The sequence below is a fragment of the Spartobacteria bacterium UBA695 genome, assembly GCA_002298145.1.
Classification (GTDB): Bacteria; Verrucomicrobiota; Verrucomicrobiia; order Chthoniobacterales; family Chthoniobacteraceae; genus UBA695.
The window spans coordinates 1-16,350 of sequence record DBMP01000004.1; the positions used below are offsets into that span (position 1 = coordinate 1).

Annotated in this window: 12 protein-coding genes and 1 tRNA gene; 6 read left to right on the forward strand and 7 right to left on the reverse strand. The window is 61.2% G+C overall.

Features of this window, described 5'->3' with window-relative positions:
• A partial coding sequence (locus tag B2828_RS01215) for a hypothetical protein (RefSeq protein WP_479631853.1) occupies positions 1-204 on the forward strand: 204 nt, incomplete at its 5' end.
• On the opposite strand, the gene B2828_RS01220 is transcribed toward B2828_RS01215, so the two are convergent.
• From B2828_RS01220 to B2828_RS01235, 4 genes are all read right to left on the reverse strand, one after another.
• Positions 175-260 (reverse strand) — tRNA-Tyr (locus B2828_RS01220). The two genes, B2828_RS01215 and B2828_RS01220, sit on opposite strands and share 30 nt — an antisense overlap.
• Positions 261-329: 69 nt before the next feature.
• Entirely contained in the window at positions 330-968 is a 639-nt protein-coding gene (locus tag B2828_RS01225; RefSeq protein WP_479631854.1) for a peptidylprolyl isomerase, read from the reverse strand.
• A gap of 39 nt (positions 969-1,007) precedes the next feature.
• The gene (locus B2828_RS01230; protein WP_479631855.1) at positions 1,008-1,859 is read right to left on the reverse strand and encodes an NAD(P)-dependent oxidoreductase; all 852 of its coding nucleotides are present in this window, start codon (positions 1,857-1,859) and stop codon (positions 1,008-1,010) included.
• Positions 1,860-1,907: 48 nt separating this feature from the next.
• Positions 1,908-2,777: a menaquinone biosynthesis family protein gene (locus tag B2828_RS01235; protein WP_479631856.1), complete on the reverse strand. Its 870-nt coding sequence runs from the start codon at positions 2,775-2,777 to the stop codon at positions 1,908-1,910.
• Positions 2,778-2,955: 178 nt separating this feature from the next.
• Between B2828_RS01235 and mfd the strand changes: the two genes are divergently transcribed.
• Positions 2,956-6,078, forward strand: coding sequence for a transcription-repair coupling factor (gene mfd / locus B2828_RS01240; protein WP_479631857.1), 3,123 nt, complete (start codon positions 2,956-2,958; stop codon positions 6,076-6,078).
• A 584-nt stretch (positions 6,079-6,662) separates the two neighbouring features.
• On the opposite strand, the gene B2828_RS01245 is transcribed toward mfd, so the two are convergent.
• Entirely contained in the window at positions 6,663-7,361 is a 699-nt protein-coding gene (locus B2828_RS01245; RefSeq protein ID WP_479631858.1) for a hypothetical protein, read from the reverse strand.
• Between the two features lie 332 nt (positions 7,362-7,693).
• On the opposite strand from B2828_RS01245, the gene B2828_RS01250 reads away from it, so the two are divergent.
• The 3 genes from B2828_RS01250 (at position 7,694) to B2828_RS01260 (ending at position 11,775) form a co-directional block, all read left to right on the forward strand.
• A complete protein-coding gene (locus B2828_RS01250) occupies positions 7,694-8,551 on the forward strand; it encodes an ABC transporter ATP-binding protein (protein ID WP_479631859.1) in 858 nt (285 codons plus the stop codon).
• A 207-nt stretch (positions 8,552-8,758) separates the two neighbouring features.
• A complete protein-coding gene (glgB, locus tag B2828_RS01255) occupies positions 8,759-11,023 on the forward strand; it encodes a 1,4-alpha-glucan branching protein GlgB (protein WP_479631860.1) in 2,265 nt (754 codons plus the stop codon).
• Between the two features lie 110 nt (positions 11,024-11,133).
• Positions 11,134-11,775: a type II secretion system protein gene (locus B2828_RS01260; protein ID WP_479631861.1), complete on the forward strand. Its 642-nt coding sequence runs from the start codon at positions 11,134-11,136 to the stop codon at positions 11,773-11,775.
• Between the two features lie 147 nt (positions 11,776-11,922).
• On the opposite strand, the gene B2828_RS01265 is transcribed toward B2828_RS01260, so the two are convergent.
• Positions 11,923-12,840 (reverse strand): glycoside hydrolase family 43 protein, encoded by a 918-nt coding sequence (locus B2828_RS01265; RefSeq protein WP_479631862.1) that lies wholly within the window; start codon positions 12,838-12,840, stop codon positions 11,923-11,925.
• A 339-nt stretch (positions 12,841-13,179) separates the two neighbouring features.
• Here B2828_RS01265 and B2828_RS01270 point away from each other — a divergent pair, with 339 nt between their 5' ends.
• Positions 13,180-15,297, forward strand: a complete 2,118-nt coding sequence (locus B2828_RS01270) for a glycoside hydrolase family 52 protein (protein ID WP_479631863.1) — start codon at positions 13,180-13,182, stop codon at positions 15,295-15,297.
• On the opposite strand, the gene B2828_RS01275 is transcribed toward B2828_RS01270, so the two are convergent.
• On the reverse strand, positions 15,294-16,349 hold the full coding sequence (locus B2828_RS01275; RefSeq protein WP_479631864.1) for a Gfo/Idh/MocA family protein: 1,056 nt from the start codon (positions 16,347-16,349) through the stop codon (positions 15,294-15,296). The genes B2828_RS01270 and B2828_RS01275 overlap by 4 nt on opposite strands.
• Between the last annotated feature and the right edge of the window lies 1 nt (position 16,350).

Genomic DNA, 16,350 nt, shown 5'->3' on the forward strand with positions numbered 1-16,350 from the left:
AGGTACTTCCCGGATGAACCAGCGATTCGCTATTTTTTCGCTATTTTTTGGCGAAACCAACCGCAGTTATTCGCACACATGTGTGTAAAAGCGGAGGAACGCCAAACGCGGCTTGGTGCCTTTGACCGGCTCATCTTACAGAGGAAAACGCCCGAATGGACGCTTTTAAAGAGATGGTGGGCAGGAATGGATTCGAACCATTGAAGGCGTAAGCCAGCGGATTTACAGTCCGCCCCGTTTGGCCACTTCGGTACCTACCCTCCTTTTGGAAAAGGGACGTGTCTTATACGATCCTAAGCCTTCCGGCACAAGGATTTTTCGGCATTACTTTAAAAAAGTCTGCGGAAAAGTTTTCCAACCCGGCCGGGCTTCGGGTCGCCCTGGGTCGCAGCTTCTCTCGGGACGATCTGAACGGACTCCAGCACAACCCGGGTCACGGGGGCGTCGTTGGTGTCGGTGTCTCCCCGACTGATGCTCTCCAAGGCGTCCAGTCCCTCGATGACGCGCCCAAAGACGGTGTACTGGCCGTCCAGGGATGGCGAGGGGTTCAGGGTGATGTAGAACTGGCTGCCGTTGGAACGGCGCGCGGGGTTGATCCGGTCGGGCAGACGCGCGGCGGCTACGGCTCCGGCGATGTGCTTGCACCTGGGTTCCAGCGGAAGGGTGTAGCCCGGGCCGCCGGTGCCGATGGCCGGGTTCCCTGCCTTTCGGCTCAGCGGATCGCCCATCTGGACCATTTGCCCCGGGAAGATCCGGTGGACGGCGGTGCCGTTGTAGAAGTGCGAGCAGGCCAGTTTTTTGAAGTTCTCGACGGTGACGGGGGCCGCTTGCGGGTAAAACTCGAAGACGACCCGCTTGAGCTGGCCGGCGCTGCGGAAGTGCAGGACGGCTACGTCGTCGGCGCGAACGGTTCCGGCGCTTCCGGCAAAGGCCAGCGCGGCGCAGAGGGCAAGGAGGCAGGTTTTCATGGGAAACAATGGGGGTGAGGCGTGGGGAGCCAGTGGCGGCTACGGGTTGTAGCGCTTCATGACGACGGAGAAGTCGAGGTCGGCCCAGCCTTTTTCGATCCCCTCCTCCATGGCGGTGGCGGTGGCTTGGGTGACGGGGACGTCGAGTTTGAGCTCGGTGGCGTTCTCCAGGCCGAAGTGGACGTCCTTGAGCATGTGCTTCAAGGAGAAGTGGGTGTCCTCAAAGTCACCCTGCAGGAGCTTGGGGAACTTCAGGTCGGTCATGCCACTGCGGGCACCGTGGTGCTCCAGGGCTTTGACCATGATCTCGGGGTCCATGCCCTCGGCTTTGACGATGGCGAGGGTCTCGGCCAGCACTTCGATGGTGGCGGCTGAGATGACGTTGGTGAGCACTTTGACGAGCGCGGCCTGGCCGATGTCGCCGATGCGCACGATGGCTTTGCTGACGGGCTCCAGGATCGGCTTGACGGCCTCAAACGTGGCGTCGTCGCCGCCGATGAAGTAGACGAGCTGGCCTTTGTCGGCGGCCCCCTTGGTGCCGGTAAACGGGGTGTCGAGGAAGCGGGCGCCGCGGGCCTGGACGATTTCGGCGGCCTTGAGGGTGGCCTCGCGCCCGATGGTGGAGCTACAGACGACAATGTGCCGCGCGGTCAGCGAATCGCCCATGGCTTCGAGGACTTCGAAGACGGCCTTGGGGTCGGCCACGAAGAGCTGGATGACGTCGCTGGCCTGGGCCACCTCGGCAGGCGAGCCGAGGAAATTCGGTTCAGTCTTGGGGGTGCGGTTCCAGACGGCAACAGGGAACCCGGCTTCGCGGAGGTGGGCCGCGATGCGCGAGCCGATGATGCCCAGGCCGAGAAGGCCAACTCTGATGCGTTGTTTTCCAAACATAATGAATTCTCCTTTTCTAAAAAAGGTGCGGGCGAGCGCGGGGAGGCGCTACTGCACAAACTCCAGCTCGACGGGCGCGGGGATGATCCCGGCCTCGGCGGCGCGTTTGAGGAAGAGCGCGATGGCTTTGCGGCCCGAGTCGCCGTAGTCGAGGGTGTAGTCGTTGACGTACATCCCGATGAACTGGTCGGCGAGGGTCGAGTCCATGTCGCGGGCGTGGGGCATGGCGTGCTCCACTCCGGCTTTGCGGTGTTCCAGGCCATAGCGAACGCTGGCTTCGAGGATGTCGGAGACTTCCTTGCGGACGGCGGGCGGGATGTCTTTGCGGATGACGTTGCCGCCGAGCGGGAGAGGCAGGCCGGTGTCGGCTTTCCACCATTCGCCGAAGTCGCGGATCTTGGTAAAGCCGTCGCGGGCGTAGGTGAGCTGGCCTTCGTGGATGATGAGGCCAACGGGGCTCTCGCCGCGGCGAACGTGGTCAAAAATTTCGTCGAAGGGAACGACGACGGTCTCGACGTCGCCCAGGTAAAGGCGCAGGGCGAGGTAGGCGCTGGTCATTTTGCCGGGGACGGCGATGCGCTTGCCCTTGAGCCAGGCGCGGATTTCGTCATCGGAGGCGTTTTCGGGGAGGCCATCGCGGTTGGTGGCGATCAGCATGGGGCCGTAGCCGTCGCCCATGCTGGCGCCGCTGGGAAGGAGCGCGTATTTATCGAGCACGTAGGCGTAGGCGTGGATGGAGATGGCGGTGATGTGGAGTTCGCCGCGCGTGGCCCGCTGGTTGAGGGTCTCGATGTCCTGGAGCGTATGCTCGAATTTGTAACCGTGGGTGTCGATCTTGCCCTGGGCAAGGGCGTAGAACATGAAAGCGTCGTCGGGGTCAGGCGAATGGCCGAGCGTAAAGGTCTCCGGAATGGACATAAGGGGTACAGGATAATCCAAAGGCGGCGCGGGTGGCAATGCCGGACTCAAAACCACGCCGCCAAGCCTGCCTAAAGGAAATGTTTGCGCACACCGCCGGGCTTCGTGGTATTTTACCGGCTCCGTGGCTCTGTCTTTGATTGATTTGGTAGCCCAAACACCACCGATTGCCGCCAAGTTGCGCGCTCTCGGCCGGGGGAGTGTTGTCTTTGATCACGTGGACGAGGCGGCCCAGCCGTTCGTGGCGGGGCTGGTGGCAGCCCATGCAAAACCGGCTCGCAAAGGCGGCAACTGCCGGGTCTGGATCGTGACGCCCGGGGTGCGCGCCCAGGAACGGGTCCACAACGAGCTTTCCAACTGGCTCGAGGAGGTGACGTTCCTGCCGGAAATGGAGATCGCGCTGGCGGAGAACGCTCTGCCCGATCCCGAAATGGCCGCCGACCGGCTCCAGGCGCTGGAGCAGATCCGGGGGGCAAAATCAGGGGCCATTGTGCTGACCGCAACGGGGCTCGCCGACTCAGCCCCCTCTCCGGACGGCCTCAAAAAGCTGACACTAGAGCTGAAAAAAGGGGAAGCCCTCGGGCTAGAGCCGCTGGTCGAGCGTCTGGCCGCCGCCGGGTACGAACGGGTGGCGCAGGTAGCGCTGCGGGGGCAGTTCGCGGTGCGCGGGGGGATTGTGGACGTTTATTCGTGGCAACACACGCTGCCGCTGCGCGTGGAGTTTTTCGGCGAGGAGATCGACTCACTCCGGTTCTTCGACCTCGATCAGCAGACGGCCGTGGAGCCGGTGGACGAGGCCAGCCTCCTATTGGGGGAGGCCTCGGAGACGCGCCAGTGTACGGTGCGGGATTATTTCAAGCCCGGGGACCTGCTGGTGGATCTGCAAACCGGGCTGGACGATGCCGAGGTGCTGATTACGGCCGACGCCGCACCGGGGGGCCGGGTGGAGGATTTCGAGGGGGCGTTTTTCGATCACGGCCTGGGCGAATTCGAGGCGGGCGACCTGGTGGTGGAGGCCGGGAAGAAGGATCAATTCCTGCGGCAGCTCGGCACCTGGCTCGCCGACGGCTGGCAAGTGGCCATCTATTGTAATAATGAGGGGGAGGTGGAGCGCTTCCGCGACCTGCTCCCGGAAACGGAGCTGGACCACCCCGCGATGTCGCTCGTCATCGGGTCGATCGCGCGCGGGTTCACCTGCCCGGCGGCAAAGGTGGCGGTGCTTTCGGACGCGGAACTCTTTGGTCGCTACCGCAATACGCGGGCCCGGCGGCTGGCCCTGCGGCGCGCGCGCGATGCGGCCAATCGGTCGCAAATTGACTTTTCGGATCTCAACGACGGCGACTACGTGGTCCACCTGGAGCACGGCATCGCGCTCTACTGCGGGCTGGAGAAATTCGCCAAAAACGACGGCACCGAGGAAGAAGTGCTGGTTCTGGAGTTCGCCAACGGGGCCCGGCTTTACGCGCCGCTGGAGCAGAGCTACCTGGTCTCGCGCTACGTGGGCGTGGGCAAGCGCAACCCGCAGCTCAGCGAGCTGGGCGACGCTAAGTGGGCCCGGGCCAAGTCGCAAGCGCAGCGGGCGGTCTTCGACTACGCCGCCAAGCTGCTCACGCTTCACGCCGAACGCGAGACGGCGGTGGGCTTCGCCTTCCCGCCGGACAACAAGTGGCAGAACGAATTCGAGCGTTCGTTCGTCTACAAGGAAACGCCCGACCAGATCACCGCGATTGCCTCCACGAAGGTCGATATGGAGACCGAACGCCCGATGGACCGGCTCATCTGCGGCGACGTCGGCTTTGGCAAAACCGAGGTGGCCATCCGCGCGGCCTTCAAGGCGGTGATGGGCGGCAAACAGGTCGCGATCCTCGCGCCGACAACGGTGCTCGCCCAGCAACATTTCCAGACGTTCCGCGAGCGGATGAGCGATTACCCCGTCACGGTCGAATCACTAAGCCGCTTCCGCACCGCGCAGGAGCAGCGCAAGGTGGTCGATGGGCTGCGCGAGGGCTCGGTGGATATCGTCATCGGCACGCACCGCTTGATCTCGCGCGACGTGGCCTTCAAGCGCCTCGGTCTGGTGGTGATCGACGAGGAGCAGCGCTTCGGCGTGTTGCACAAAGAAAAATTTAAAGAGCTCTTCAAGCTGGTGGACGTCCTAACGCTCTCCGCCACACCGATCCCGCGCACGCTCTACCTTTCGCTGATGGGCGCGAAGGATATGTCGATCCTGGAAACCCCGCCGCAGAACCGCATCCCGACGGAAACGGTGGTCTGCGGCTACGATGAGCGAATCATACGTGATGCGATCCAGCGGGAGATGGCGCGCCAGGGGCAGGTCTATTTCCTGCACAACCGGGTCGGCACCATCGAGTCGATGGCAGCAAAGCTGAAGAAGCTGATCCCGAAAGCGCGCGTGCTGGTCGGCCACGGGCAGATGCCGGAGCACGAGCTGGAGGACGTCATGCAGAAATTCGTCGCGGGCGAGGCCGACGTACTACTTTCCACAACGATCATCGAGAGCGGCCTCGACATCCCCAACGCCAACACGATCATCATCGACCGCGCCGACCGCTTCGGGCTGGCGGATCTCTACCAGCTCCGGGGCCGCGTGGGGCGAGCCCAGCAGAAAGCCTACGCGTACCTCATGATCCCGCGCGACATGATGCGCACAGAGGCGCGCAAACGGATCAACGCCATCCGGCAATACTCCTCGCTCGGAGCCGGGTTCAAGATCGCCATGCGGGACCTGGAAATCCGCGGCGCGGGAAACATTCTCGGCACCCAGCAGAGCGGGCACATCGTCGCCGTCGGCTTCGATCTTTACTGCCAGCTCCTCAAACAAGCGGTGGCGAAATTGAAGGGGCAAAAATTCCAACCCCGCGTGGAGTTGCCCATCAGCCTCGACTTTGCGGCGACCAACGAGGCGGAGTGGTTCAAGGAACCGGAAACGACCGCGCCCGCCTTCCTGCCCACGAGCTACATCTCCGAGCCGCAAACGCGCATCCAAGCCTACCGCGCCCTGGCGGAGGCAACGACCCAGGAACAGCTCGATCAACTGCGCGCCACGTGGCGAGACCGCTTCGGACGCCTGCCAGACGCAGTGGACAACCTCCTCGCCCTTGGATCGGCGAAACTGGCTGCTGCGGCCCGAAAAATCACGCGGGTCGAAGTGCGCGACCGCAAGCTGATGCTAACGCGCGGTGGCGATTACGTCCTCATCGGTGGGAAATTCCCCCGGCTCGCGGCCAAGAACCCGACCGAAATGCTCCGCGAACTGCTCACGCTGCTGCGGAAGTTTTAGCCAGCGTCACGCCAGACTGAGGCTGAACCCACTACCCGCTGCCGCGCAATAACCTTTATCACTTGACCCGGGACAAAATCTCCCGCAAAGGTACATCTACATTTTAATTTTAACTGCGTAGGCAGATTGGGCATCCCTAAACCTGAGAATTTTAGACACCAATCGCTGCTTTCTACGCCGAAGAATCGGCGCGGTCTGTTGCGTATTGGTGTCGGGCTTCTCAGGGCCTAGGGACGCTACGCGGCATGGCCGCGCCCCTTTTTTTGCCCACGGCCCAAGGAAGTTCAATGTATACGATCATCTGCGCATGGTGCGGCAAAATCCTGAGAAACAGCGGCGAAGGAAGCCCCGTTACCTATTTGATCTGCACCCCCTGTTTCGATCGGGAAATGCAAAGCGAGAAAATCTCAAAACCCCGCTTTTTTCCGCCCAATATGTCTCCCGAGACAACGACCGCCAACAATACCCCTCATTGCGAATCTCATGATTCGTAACGAGGATTCCAAAACGGAAACTGCCCGAGGCGGCGCGCGTAAGCCGACGCTATCGCGCGGTAGCGCGAGGAAGTCCAGCGCTTGCGCTGGTTAGGTGGGCTTCACGAACACGCCCAAGAGCGGGCGGCGCGACGGGGTCGGAGACTCGAAGTCACTTACAAAACCCTCCGCAGTGCGGATTTCCACATGGCCCGCTCCCGGCCCGCCATAAACAATGACCGAGCCGACCGGTGCCTTGAAGGGATCTTGGATCGCCAGGCGGCGGAAGCCGTGGCGGTTGATCAATTCATCGCCCGCCTGCTTGGCAAGGGCGGTCTGCGGATAAGTATCAACCACGTTTGCAGCCAAAAGCGCTTCCTTCACATAACGCCAGCAAGCGCGAACCGAATGGGCCCGGGCACGGGTTTCGGCGATCTGCGCCGCCTGGATCATGCGGGCATCGTAGCGAACGCCGTCGGCTTTCGGGCCGAACCATTTCGAGAAAACAGAAGGAGATTCCTGAGCCGTGCGACGGTCGTAAAGCGAGGATTCGCCTGCGGGAATTGCATCAACAGCCCGCGTCGAAAGCCGAGCCGATGCGATGGCCTTGGAGCTGGTAATCACCGTTGGCTCCGCGTTCACCAGCAGCTTTTCTGCCGTCTTGGCGCGGGCGGAGTGACGAATCTTGGTGGGTTCCTCAGTCTTTGGCGCACTGACTTCGGCAATTTTCGCGGAAGCAGCCTTGGAAGCCCGGGATGCGCTGGGTTTTTTATGCCGCGTGCCCGATTCGGCGGACGCCGACGCGGACACGGAGGAGCGGTGATGCCGCTTTTTGCCTCCGGACGTGGTAGATTCTGCCTGCGCCGCAAGCGGCAAAAGCAAAACAAGGGCTAAGATGGCACGTCGGGAAAGCATGGGAGACGAAGTTGGGTAGAAAAGCGCATTGCGTGCCAAGCGTCAACTCGAAACCGCCCGAGGAGCGCATTTCCCCGGGAGGCCCCAGGGAAACCCGGAAAGCCCCCCGAGCCCCCCCCGGATTGCGAAAGTCCTTGTTCCCCCGATGCAATTCTCAGATGATTCTCGATTCTGACGAGCCACCTTGGGCCGACCCTCCACGTCCGCGCGTGCCGTCACTCTTCGGAATGAAAAACGCACAACCCATTCTTTCACTCGCGGGCCTGGAACTGGTCCGTGACGGCACCTCCATCCTCCGCGGCATCGATTGGAGGGTCGAACCCGGCGAACATTGGACCATTCTCGGCGCCAACGGCTCCGGCAAAACTTCGCTGCTCTCGGCCATGACCGGCTACGTCACCCCGAGCGCCGGGGAAATCGAGGTCCTGGGCCAGCGCTACGGCGCGTCAAACTGGCCCGAACTGCGCAAACAGATCGGCATCGTCAGCTCATCCGTGCGCCACCAGATGGCAAACGACGAACCGGTACTCCTGAGTGTGATCAGTGGAAAGTACGCAATGATCGACTACTGGGGCCGCGTCAAGACCGCCGACAAGGAGGAAGCCCGGGAAATCCTGCGCAAGATCGATGCCGAGCACCTGGCTGACCGCCCCTGGCGCGTCCTCTCGCAGGGCGAACGCCAGCGGGTGCTGATCGGCCGCGCGCTGATGGCCCGCCCGAAGCTCCTCATCCTGGACGAACCGTGCACGGGCCTCGACCCGGTGGCCCGCGAACATTTCATGGCCTTTATCAACCGACTGGCCGCCGCGCCCTCCATTTCGCTGGGCAGCATGGGCCGCATGGCCGCGCCGACGCTAATTTTGGTCACGCACCACGTGGAGGAAATCGTCTCCGGCTTCAGCCACGTCTTGGCGCTCAAGGCGGGCAAGGTGCTGGCCTCGGGCCCCCGCGCCGGGCTGCTAACCAGCGAGCTGCTCTCGGAGGTTTTCGGCGAACCGGTCCGCCTCGTGGAGCAAAATGGACGCGCCATGCTGATCGTGGAGCCCTCCGTCCGCCGGATCTTCCACGCCCGCAAGCAGAAGTAGCGCCCCTCGGCGGCGGGGCCCCGAGTTGACATTATCAGCAGCTTGGCTGTGTTTTTCGGTGACAGCCAGACGGAATCTCCGCATATATAGAAGACAGTTCGCCCCAGACCGGCCCTCAATGGCAGCAAACCCCAGAGGAATTATAAAAAAAGCGCCCTCTCCGCAAGCGCATGGAGGACCGCTCAACCGATTTGCCAAAGCCTTCCTATGAACCACAGAACCCTTGACGACGGAAATCTCGGCGCGCTCCTGGGCGCGTATCACGGCGACCCTTTCGCGGTACTCGGCCTGCATCCCGACGGCGACGGCATGGTAGTGCGCATCCTGCGCCCCGACGCGCGCGAAGTCGTGATCGAACCGGTAAACGACCCGGCCCACACCTATTCCGCCGTGCGGTTCCACGAAGCGGGCGGCTATTTCGAAGCGCTCATCGGCGATACCAAGGAACCTTTTGCCTACAACCTCCACTTCACCGGCCACAACAACGCCGAGTGGACCATTCGCGACCCGTATTCCTTCGGCCAGGTGCTGGGCGAGCTCGACATGCACCTCTTTGCGGAGGGCAACCACTGGGAGCTCTACGAAAAGCTCGGCGCGCACCTCATGGAGATCGACGGCGTCTGGGGCTGCCACTTCGCCGTTTGGGCCCCCAATGCCCAGCGCGTCAGCGTCGTGGGCGACTGGAATAACTGGGACGGCCGCATCCACCCGATGCGCAAGCACCCCGGCGTGGGCGTCTGGGAAATCTTCATCCCCGGCCTGGAAGAAGGGAGCCATTACAAGTTCGAGATCAAAGGCTTTCACGGCAACGTTTTTCTCAAAGGCGACCCCTTTGCCTTCTACGCGCAGCACGGCGAGGCCACGGCCAGCATCGTCTTCAACCTTGGCCGCTACCGCTGGGACGACGAGGCGTGGATGGTCTCCCGCCGCAACAAAGAATGGCAACGCGAACCGGTCAGCATCTACGAGGTACACCTCGGCTCCTGGGCCCGCATCCCGGAGGAGGGCAACCGGTCGCTTTCCTACCTCGAATTTTCCACCCGCCTCCTGGATTACGTCTGCGACATGGGCTACACCCACATCGAGCTGATGCCCGTGGCAGAGCATCCCTTCGACGGCTCCTGGGGCTACCAGGTGACCGGGTACTACGCCCCCACAAGCCGCTTCGGCAATCCGGACGAATTCAGGCATTTCGTCGACAAGTGCCACCAGCGGGGCATCGGCGTCATCCTCGACTGGGTCCCCGGCCACTTTCCGAAAGACGCCTTCGGCCTCGCAGAGTTCGACGGCACCAAGCTCTACGAACACGCCGACCCGCGCCAAGGCGAACATGCAGACTGGGGCACGCTCATTTTCAACTACGGCCGCAACGAAGTCCGTAACTTCCTCATCGCCAACGCCCTTTTCTGGCTGGAGCGCTACCACATCGACGGCCTGCGAGTGGACGCTGTCGCCTCCATGCTTTACCTCGATTACTCCCGCCAGCCCGGCGAGTGGATCCCCAACTGTTTCGGAGGTCGCGAGAACCTGGAAGCCATCGCGTTCCTCAAACAATTCAACGAAGTCAGCTACGGGCGCTGCCCGGGCATCGTCACCATCGCCGAGGAATCAACCGCTTGGCCGGGCGTCTCGCGCCCCACCTACCTGGGCGGCCTCGGCTTCGGGCTTAAGTGGAACATGGGCTGGATGCACGACTTCCTGGTCTACATGAGCCACGAGCCGATCCACCGGCGCTACCACCAGGGCGACGTCACCTTCTCGCTGCTTTACGCTTTCCACGAACAGTTTGTCCTGGTCTTAAGCCACGACGAAGTCGTACACGGCAAACGCTCCCTGCTGGACAAAATGCCCGGCGACGTTTGGCAGAAATTTGCCAACCTGCGCATGTTCTACGCCTGGATGTACGCGCACCCGGGCAAAAAACTGCTCTTCCAGGGCGGCGAATTCGGCCAGTGGAACGAGTGGAACTACAACCAGAGCCTCGACTGGCACCTCCTGCAATATCCCCAGCACGACGGCGTGCGCCGCCTCATCCAGCACCTCAACTACCTCTACAAGAAGGAACCGGCCTTCTGGAGCCAGGACGACAGCTATGAAGGCTTCGAGTGGGTCGACTTCCACGACGCCGACGATTCCGTCCTCTCCTTCGTGCGCAAGGGCTCCGATGGCAGCGCCATCCTCTTCGTGATCAATGCCACCCCGGTCGTCCGTCACGACTACCGCGTCGGCGCCCCCGGCGAAGGCTGGTACGAGGAGATCCTCAACACCGACGCCGAAACCTACGGCGGCAGCAACGTCGGCAACTATGGGGGCCAGGATGCGCAACCCGTTTGGTGGCAAGGGCATAGCCACTCGCTCACCCTCAGCCTCCCTCCCCTTTCAGTGAGCGGTTTTAAGCGGCATTCCTACCCCCCCACCCAAAATTCCGACATCGCGGAAATTGCCGAGAGCGAAGCGCAGGATAACGAGTGATATAAGGGGTTAAATTACCTCTCAAAAAAAATATTATTCCGATGAAAAATCCCGTTGCCAAAAACAAAGTCTGCGTTAACGTTCACGACGTAGCAGCATCTCTTCAAACTATGAAACTTCCCCGTCCCCCCAAGGGCTTCACCCTGGTTGAACTCCTCGTTGTGATCACCATTATCGCCGTACTCGCCGGCTTTGCGGTACCCGCTGTCACCAGCGCGATTACCAAAGGCCAGTTGATTCAGGCGGTGAACAACGCGCGACAAATCCACATCGCCACGATGTCCATGGCAAACGATGGCGCGGCAAACAGCGATTCCACGCTCGGCTGGCCGGGAGACACGGGGGTCACAGATCTCAATACTTTCGTCGCCTTCCTCTGCGGCTACGACTACCTCAAACCGAGCGACCTGAAAGTCTTCTCGGCGGCGGGCGTCACCGCCTATACGAGCGGCACGGTTAGCACCTCGGGGAGCACCCCGACGCTTTCGCCGTCCTTCAGCTATGCGACCAACTCGGCCTTCAACGTCTACAAGGTTGCGGACAACGACGCGGGCAACACGGTTTTCCTTACCACGAAAAACTACGACCGCACAGCCTCTGCCCTGAGCGATACCACCAAGCCTTTTGGCGAAAAGGGTTTTGTGGTGTGCCGCAAGGGTGGCGACGTTTCCATGTATAAGAAACAGCAGGTCAGCAACACCAACATGATTGGTGCCGTCACCACCGGTTCGACGACGGGCTATCTGCAATAAGCACTGCAGTCATTTTAAGCAAAACGCAGGTCTCCTCGTGAGACCTGCGTTTTTTTTGCACCCATCGCATCCCCAGGTGCCCAGAATACAAAAAACCCCAGGCCGAGCAGCGCACAGCCTGGGGTATCGGGTATCGGGTGGAGAAAACTACACCGGCACGGGAGTGCCGAAATCAGGGAAGCCGTCGAGGGTCCATCCAAAGGGCTGGACGCGCACATTGCGGTCGTTCCAGCCGTGGGTGCGCTGGGTCTTGGCGTGGTAGAAAATCAAATCGCCCACGCCCGGCTGCTGGGCAAAGCAACAGTGGCCGACGCCCCAGACCCGATCCGTGCGGGAAAATACCGGGCCGCGCTTGCGCCATGAACGAGGGTCCAGCAGCTTGCCGTCGTCGTTGCTCAGCAGGCCGAGGCAGTAGTCGGGCGTCCAGGAACCGCTCGCCGAGTAGATCACAAATGTGCGCGAGCCTTTTCTCAGAATTTGAGGGCCCTCGCAGAGCGGCAGCGCCACCCGCTCCCACGGTTCGGTGGGCTCGGTGAGGGGGATGCGCGAACCCATCAACCGCCACGGGTTTCGCATTTCTGAAATGTAGAGATTTTGCTGTTCGTTGGCATGGCCGGGCCAGCCGCTCCAGACAAAATAACGGCGGCCCTCTTTTTCGAGCACCGTACCGTCAATGGCCCAGCCTTCCGTCTCAAGCATGCCGCACGGTTCCCAGAGACCGAAGGGGTTGTTCGTCTCTGCGGAGAGCACCCACATGCGGTGGTTGGCGTTCTCACCGTCGTCCGCCGCGAGGTAGATGAACCAGCGGTCGTCGAGGCGGTGCATCTCGGGCGCCCAAAGATTGCGGGAATAGGGGCCGGACTGGGGGGCGGTCCAAATCGTGATCGGCTCCGTATTGCCGAGTTCCCCCAAGGCGGAAGCCGCGCGAAGCTGCAACGTAGTCTCCACCGCCTGGAGCGAGAACCAGATCCCCTCATGGCGTAGAATCCACGGATCGGCAGCAGGGGCAGGCAGGATCGGATTTTTTAAAGACTGGATTTTGAGGCAGGAATCTTGGGGACTCATCTGGGCTGATACACTGCAAAGCAGCCCTTGTACCCGGGTTCCAACGAAATCGAAAAAGCTTGCCGGGACCGGTTTTCGGCCGAGGCGTTTTACGCCATGCCGCACCACGACTTTTGACGATATCGCAACATACACGCCGAGGCATCCTCGACGCCGTCAGCCCGGTTTGTGTATTAATATTGTATTTCGCCAATCCTAAAATCCCAATTTGTTACGTTTTAGCACCCTGACGAAAAGAGAGACTACTTATTCCCTTTCCCCTAAAGTTACCGTTGTATAGGGGGGCCCCATCCACAATCGCGCTAATCGACATTTGAAAATCTGCATTTCTCGTAAACCATGAACATCAACTACAACGCACATCACGCGGCGCCTGGGGCGTACGGCACCTTCACGGTGGGAAACTTTCACACCCGGGGGGGCTTTGGCGTGAATGATGGGACCGCGCCCGGCAACCAGCAGGTTTTCGCTGGCTATACCCGCGATGGCGCGACACTGGAATGTCTGCCGTTCTTTGAACCCGAGGCCACCAGCGCAACCGCCGCCTTTCTCGGCGAACAGGAAGGAACGCAAACTTCTCCGGCAAAGTTGAAGCCATTTGGCGAAGCTGACCTCCAGCGCAAGCTTGGCTGGGCATCGGATGAATGGAACGCACCCGGTTTTCGGATGCGCATTGATTCTCCATTTGGGCCCATCCCTGACCCCGGGCACGCTACCAGAGAAGCCCTTCGCCAGGCACTGGTCCCTGCGGTTACCGTGGAACTTGAATGGGACAACTCCAGAGGAAACACGGAGCTGACGGGTTTCTTCGCCCTTCATTTTCCCAAATCCGGCATCGACTTGTTGCCATCTGAAAGCCACCTGGCCGGCTTCGAATTTCGCGGCTCGCTTGCGGTGGCAACGCCCGTCAGCCCGGATGTACGGGTGATCGCCGGGCCGGACTTGCACGCGGCCCTGGCCCAGCGCCAACCGCATCTTCTATTCCATACCGCCGGGTTGGCCCTGCGAGTACCGGCCGGAGAAAAACGCACTTTGCAGATCGTCTTGAGCTGGTATGTGCCGGGGCTGGTCACCGGCCGCCTTGCGGGTTGTTACTACTACACCCGTTGCTTCGATTCGCTGCTGGATGTAACCCAGTATGCTATAGCCCACCATGCCCAGCGCGCGCAATGGGCACGAGATCTCGACGCCAAGCTGGAGGCCCAGCCGCTCAACCCGTCGCAAAAATTCCTGATCGCCCACGCCACCCGCAGCTACTACGGGTCCTCTGAGTTGCTTGAAATCGACGGCGAACCCTTCTGGATCGTCAACGAAGGCGAGTACTGCATGATGAACACGTTCGACCTTTCGGTGGATCAAGTCTTCTTTGAAATGCGCATGAACCCGTGGGTGGTTCGCAACCTCCTCGACCGTTTTGTCCGGCACTACAGCTATGTGGACGAGGTGCGCGATCCCTCCAGCGGCCAGCTTTTCCCCGGGGGCATTTCGTTTACGCACGACATGGGCGTTAGCAACCGCTTTTCACCGCGCGGCCAATCGTCTTACGAGATTGCGGACAAAGACGGCTGCTTCAGCTTCATGACGCAGGAACAACTTTGCAACTGGATCCTATGCGCCACCACCTATGTGGAAGGCGATGAAGAGGATTCGACCAGCCCTGGCAAGGCGGCATGGTTGCGCCAGAATGCCGATATTGTGAAGGCGTGCCTGGAGAGTATGCTGCGGCGGGATCATCCAGACCCGGCGCAACGCAATGGCATCATGGGTTTTGACTCCTCGCGCTGCGGCACGGGCCAGGAGATTACCACCTACGATTCGCTCGACACCTCACTCGGACAAGCCCGCAATAACCTCTATGTTGCGGTGAAATGCTGGGCCACTTATCTTGGCTTGGCGCGGCTATTTCGCCACCTGGGGGATTCCACAAGCTCTGCGGAAGCGGAAGCTGGCGCACAGTTGGCCGCGAAGAGCATTTGCGCCGAATTCGACTCGGATCTGGGCTTCATTCCGGCGGTGTTTGAAGGCGACAACCAAAGCGCCATCATTCCGGCCATCGAGTGCCTGGTGTTCCCCCTCGAATGGAACGATGCCGATGCCGTCAGCCCCGATGGCCGCTTTGGCAACTTGATCCAAACGCTGGAGCGGCACCTGCACGCAATCCTTCGCCCCGGCCTCTGCCTATGTGATGACGGTGGCTGGAAACTCTCCTCCACCAGCCGCAACACGTGGATGAGCAAGATCGCGCTTTGCCAACACGTGGCGCGTAATCTTTTTCACATCGACCAACCCGCCGCCGATGCCGCCCACGAGAAATGGCAAAAAGAAGGCGATGGCTACTGGGCCTTCAGCGACCAAATCATCGACGGCGTTCCGCAGGGGTCAAAATACTACCCCCGCGGTGTTACCAATATTCTCTGGATGAAAGACGGAGCGAGGCCCCAAGCTACGGCATCCTAGAAGTGAAACGGGGATTCCTGTTGCGCCAAGGGGAGATCCAGCATGCGTCTTTGATGCGAGGACTCGAAGAGGGCCAGCAGGACTTCCAGCCCCGGGAGCACGGCGCTCGCGTCGAGTTCAGACGGTGCGCCGGTGGCGATCGCGTCCAGCAGGTGGAGGAGAGCCCGATCGACGTATAGGTTTTTGTCGATGTTGCCGTGGTGGAAGTTTTCGTCGGTTTTCAGAATGGATATTCCAGAACCATCTCGAAATAGCCCCCGTGCTACACTTGGTTCCCCGGGAAGGGGTGACAGGCGCAGTTCCGCAAACCCTTCTTCTCCGTTAATCCGGATAATGGGGACTCGCTCGGGCGTGTGGCTGCCCGTTTCGATGGTTAACCGGGCTCCATCGCTAAAGCGGACGGTGCCGATGAGTTGTTGCTCGGCGGGAACTCCTTGATACGGGTTGTCGGACCATTCCACAGCCCCCAAAACCTTGGTGGGAGTGCGTTCGCCGGGAACATTCATCATATTGAGCGCGGCATCGATAAGGTGCGGCCCAAAGTCAATGAGCTGAGGGCCGGGTTGAGTGATTTGCGCGCTGATCACCCGCCCGATGCGCCCGGCGGCGATGGCTTGTTTGACCCATTCAAAGGGCTTGCCAAAGCGCCGCTGGAAATTGACAAAGATCCGGGCTCCGTGGGTCTTGGCGGCCTCGATCATGCGACAAGCCGATCCCATGGAGATTGCAAACGGCTTTTCGACCCAGAGAGCTTTGGCTCCGGCTTCCAGCGCGGCCTGCACCATGGCTTCCCGATCGGGCGGGAACGCGCAGATGACCACAAACTCGGGACGCTCCTTCTTCAGCATTACCCGATAATCCTCGTAGCTGTTAACTCCGGGGAACTCGGCGACGAAATCATCCCGGTTTTTCTCCTTACGGCTGGCGGCCGCGACGAGTTGGATTTTGGCTTCTCCGGCGTGCCTCATGGCCCATCCGTGGGCGTAGGAGATGGAATGGGCTCCGCCGCGTGCCGGGCCCGAGGGGCCGCAACCGATGATCGCTGCGCGCATC

Excerpts from the sequence above, each read along its gene's own strand:
- B2828_RS01225 (WP_479631854.1), bottom strand. The coding sequence starts at position 968 with ATGAAAACCTGCCTCCTTGCCCTCTGCGCCGCGCTGGCCTTTGCCGGA.
- B2828_RS01230 (WP_479631855.1), bottom strand. The coding sequence starts at position 1,859 with ATGTTTGGAAAACAACGCATCAGAGTTGGCCTTCTCGGCCTGGGCATC.
- B2828_RS01235 (WP_479631856.1), bottom strand. The coding sequence starts at position 2,777 with ATGTCCATTCCGGAGACCTTTACGCTCGGCCATTCGCCTGACCCCGAC.
- B2828_RS01250 (WP_479631859.1), top strand. The coding sequence starts at position 7,694 with ATGAAAAACGCACAACCCATTCTTTCACTCGCGGGCCTGGAACTGGTC.
- glgB (WP_479631860.1), top strand. The coding sequence starts at position 8,759 with ATGAACCACAGAACCCTTGACGACGGAAATCTCGGCGCGCTCCTGGGC.
- B2828_RS01260 (WP_479631861.1), top strand. The coding sequence starts at position 11,134 with ATGAAACTTCCCCGTCCCCCCAAGGGCTTCACCCTGGTTGAACTCCTC.
- B2828_RS01265 (WP_479631862.1), bottom strand. The coding sequence starts at position 12,840 with ATGAGTCCCCAAGATTCCTGCCTCAAAATCCAGTCTTTAAAAAATCCG.
- B2828_RS01270 (WP_479631863.1), top strand. The coding sequence starts at position 13,180 with ATGAACATCAACTACAACGCACATCACGCGGCGCCTGGGGCGTACGGC.
- B2828_RS01275 (WP_479631864.1), bottom strand. The coding sequence starts at position 16,349 with ATGCGCGCAGCGATCATCGGTTGCGGCCCCTCGGGCCCGGCACGCGGC.